We start from the raw sequence: 2,866 nt of genomic DNA, 5'->3' as shown, positions 1-2,866 counted from the left end.
TCTTGGGAAAGACGGCCACCACCTTGCCGAGCTCGGGCCTGTTGCGCGAGTCGTGCCGATGGACGGTTTCCACCTCGCGCAGGCCGAGTTGCAGCGGCTGAACCGCGCCGGCCGCAAGGGCGCGCCAGACACCTTCGATGCGGCAGGTTTTGTCGCGCTGCTGCAGCGGCTGCGCCAGCAGCGGCCTGGCGACGGCATCGTCTACGCGCCCGACTTTCGGCGCGAGATCGAGGAGCCGATTGCCGGTGCGCTACCGATTGCCGCCGACACGCCACTGCTGATCGTCGAGGGCAACTACCTGCTGCTGGACCAGGGCGACTGGGCCGGCGTACGCCCGCTGCTGGACGAATGCTGGCACGTGGCGGTCGAGCAGGACCAGCGCCTGGCCCAGCTCATTGCGCGCCACCAGCGCCATGGCCGCAGCGCTGAGGAAGCGCGGGCGTGGGCGCTGGGGAATGATGAGCCGAATGCGCGGTTGGTGGAGGCTGCGGGCGGCCGGGCGGACTGGCAGCTTGCTTGGCCGGCTGGATTTTAAGGTGCCTCATATTTCCCGTTCGGCTTTGGCCAACATGAGGGTTGGTGGTCACCAGTCCACCGGGTGTTCGGCGGAGTTCTGCCGCCCATGCTCGTGGGCAAGGCCAAGGCCTTGCGCGAGCGACTCGCATTCTTGCAGGCGCTTAGTCAGGGCATCGGAGATGACCACGGTGGATGACGCATGCTCGCCATAATTAGAGGCTCCTCAAATGTCAACCCTCGACATTGCAAGACTTGACACTCGACTGGCGCAGTTGGTCGCGACGGACCCATCGCAGTGTTTCGCGCATCTGGACTTGCAAAATTGACGGCCTCACCTCGACGACCATGCCACAGTTGGTCATGTCGCCGGCTTTTAAGCCCGATTGAAAGGCAGCCAAGGCACGCATTTCGCCTCGGTCCTTACGGTCGCGAGCAAGTGATTCTTCGCGAACAATCCGGTCTACTTCTGCTGCAGATGCGGCATAAGCTGCAGGACTTGTGTATCCGATCAGTTTCGACACCCCCCATTCAATGCCTGGAAATTCGCGGGCAGGAAGCGTAAAGCCTGGCCCATCGCACCGAATACCGGAGCGCCCAGCGGACGTACCATCAGTGATCCACGTGGCTCCCTGTACCGTTTCGAATGCCCACAGAGGGCCCTTGGAGTTCTGAACATCTCCAAGGATTCGCGGTGCAGCTTTCACTCCCGAAATCTCCTCGTCGGTTGCGGGCCTCATCAACAAGATGTCTCTTAGCCGTGGAACGGCAACCTTTCTTCCATCGGGAGAGAGTCCAGGCCGAACCGAAGTCTCTCCGGCAAAAATCTTCCCACTAACAGGCCCGGTGATGGTGCAAGCAGCCCCGGAAGCAGGAATCGCCATGAGCTGCACTTGACCCGAGTGTTCATTGACGAACTCAGCGACCCATCCGGAGACGGACTCGTCAGCCGAATTCGCGGCGGGATGAAGAAGAGCCGCCGCAATGGCGACGAGCAGGGATGAGAATTTCATCGGCACATCGAAAAGGTGGGTGGACTCTTTTCGGCATCTTTGCGACGAACTTAAGGCCGGACTAACTAAACCACCAGCGCGAGCCTTGAGATCGTCCGAGGCACCATCTCGGGAGCCCCCCGTCCAAGCCGTTGGCAGGCAGCCCAGTCGTTTGATCGAAGGCGCAGGACGGCCCCCGGTCCAATGCGAGTCCCGGGCCTTGCAGGCCTGCGCCTACGCCACTGCGGCCGGTGAGCCGATACGCGTCACCACCCAGGCGCGGCACCCTGACGGTCTTGCGTGCCCGCCCCGGGCGCGCCCCAGCCAAGGGACGCACAACGATGACCTCCGACACTCATTCCCGCGAAAAACTCTGGTCGCTGATCAAGGGCACCAAGTTCGGCCTGTTCACCACCCGCCACGCCAACGGCCACCTGCACAGCCGGCCGATGACCACGCAGAACAAGACGATCGACGAAGACGATCGGCTGTGGTTCTTCATGTCGCGCAGCGGTGACTCGGTCAGCGACCTGCTGGCCGACCCGCAGGTCAACATCGGCTATGCCAACCCGAGCGATGACAGCTACGTCTCGGTCTCCGGCATTGCCAGCGTGAGCACGGACCAAGCCAAGAAGCGCGAGTTGTGGTCCAAGCTGAACGACGCCTACTTCAAGGGCGGCGTGGACGACCCGGACGCCGCGCTGGTCGAAGTCCGCATCTCGCATGCCCACTACTGGGACGTGGACGACAGCAAGATCGTGCAGCTCTACAAGATGGCCAAGGCGGCCGTGACTGGCGAGCAGCCGAAGCTGGGCAAGGATGCCGAAGTTCGGATGAACTGAGCATTGATCACGAAGCCCTTCGACAGGCTCAGGGCGAACGGAAGGGTTTTGGCACGGGTCATGGACTCTTCGACAGGCTCGGGGCGAACGGAGTGTGGGCTCAGGGTGAACGGCGTGTGGGCTCAGCCCGAGCACAAACTCCCGTTCGGGCTGAGCCTGTCGAAGCCTCCTGATGAGGCACCTCAATCCTTGCGCCGAAACGCAATCCACGCGGCAATCAGCGTGCAGACCGTGACCACGGTGACGGTGATCGCAAAGCCGTGCGGGCTGTCGGACAGCGGCATGCCGCCAACATTCATGCCGAAGAAGCCGGTGGTGATGTTGATCGGCAGCGCCAGCACCGTGACCATGGTCAGCGTGAACAGCGTCTGGCTGGTGCGCTCGTCGACCAGCGCTGCCATTTCTTCCTGCAGAAGCTTGATGCGCTCCTGCAGCGCCGCCGCGTCGCGGATCACCAGCGAGAACTCCTCCGTCGACTGGCGCAGCTCCTCCAGGTCGTCCTGCGCGATCCAGCGCGGC

General features: G+C 62.9%; 4 protein-coding genes. 2 read left to right on the top strand and 2 right to left on the bottom strand.

Features of this window, described 5'->3' with window-relative positions; all coding sequences use genetic code 11:
• Window positions 1-535 (top strand): nucleoside/nucleotide kinase family protein (locus tag FKP22_RS26220; protein ID WP_141290813.1); only part of this gene is annotated, 535 nt, incomplete at its 5' end.
• Between the two features lie 211 nt (window positions 536-746).
• Here the strand turns inward: FKP22_RS26220 and FKP22_RS26215 are convergent.
• Window positions 747-1,526, bottom strand: coding sequence for a hypothetical protein (locus FKP22_RS26215; protein ID WP_141290811.1), 780 nt, complete (start codon window positions 1,524-1,526; stop codon window positions 747-749).
• 320 nt (window positions 1,527-1,846) lie between these two features.
• On the opposite strand from FKP22_RS26215, the gene FKP22_RS26210 reads away from it, so the two are divergent.
• A complete protein-coding gene (locus FKP22_RS26210; protein ID WP_141290809.1) occupies window positions 1,847-2,347 on the top strand; it encodes a pyridoxamine 5'-phosphate oxidase family protein in 501 nt (166 codons plus the stop codon).
• A 182-nt stretch (window positions 2,348-2,529) separates the two neighbouring features.
• Here the strand turns inward: FKP22_RS26210 and FKP22_RS26205 are convergent.
• A partial coding sequence (locus FKP22_RS26205) for a CorA family divalent cation transporter (RefSeq protein WP_310733382.1) occupies window positions 2,530-2,866 on the bottom strand: 337 nt, incomplete at its 5' end.

The sequence above is a fragment of the Ideonella azotifigens genome (genome assembly GCF_006519715.1).
Classification (GTDB): domain Bacteria; phylum Pseudomonadota; class Gammaproteobacteria; order Burkholderiales; family Burkholderiaceae_C; genus Ideonella; species Ideonella azotifigens.
This window is presented reverse-complemented; position numbering and strand designations above follow the sequence as displayed.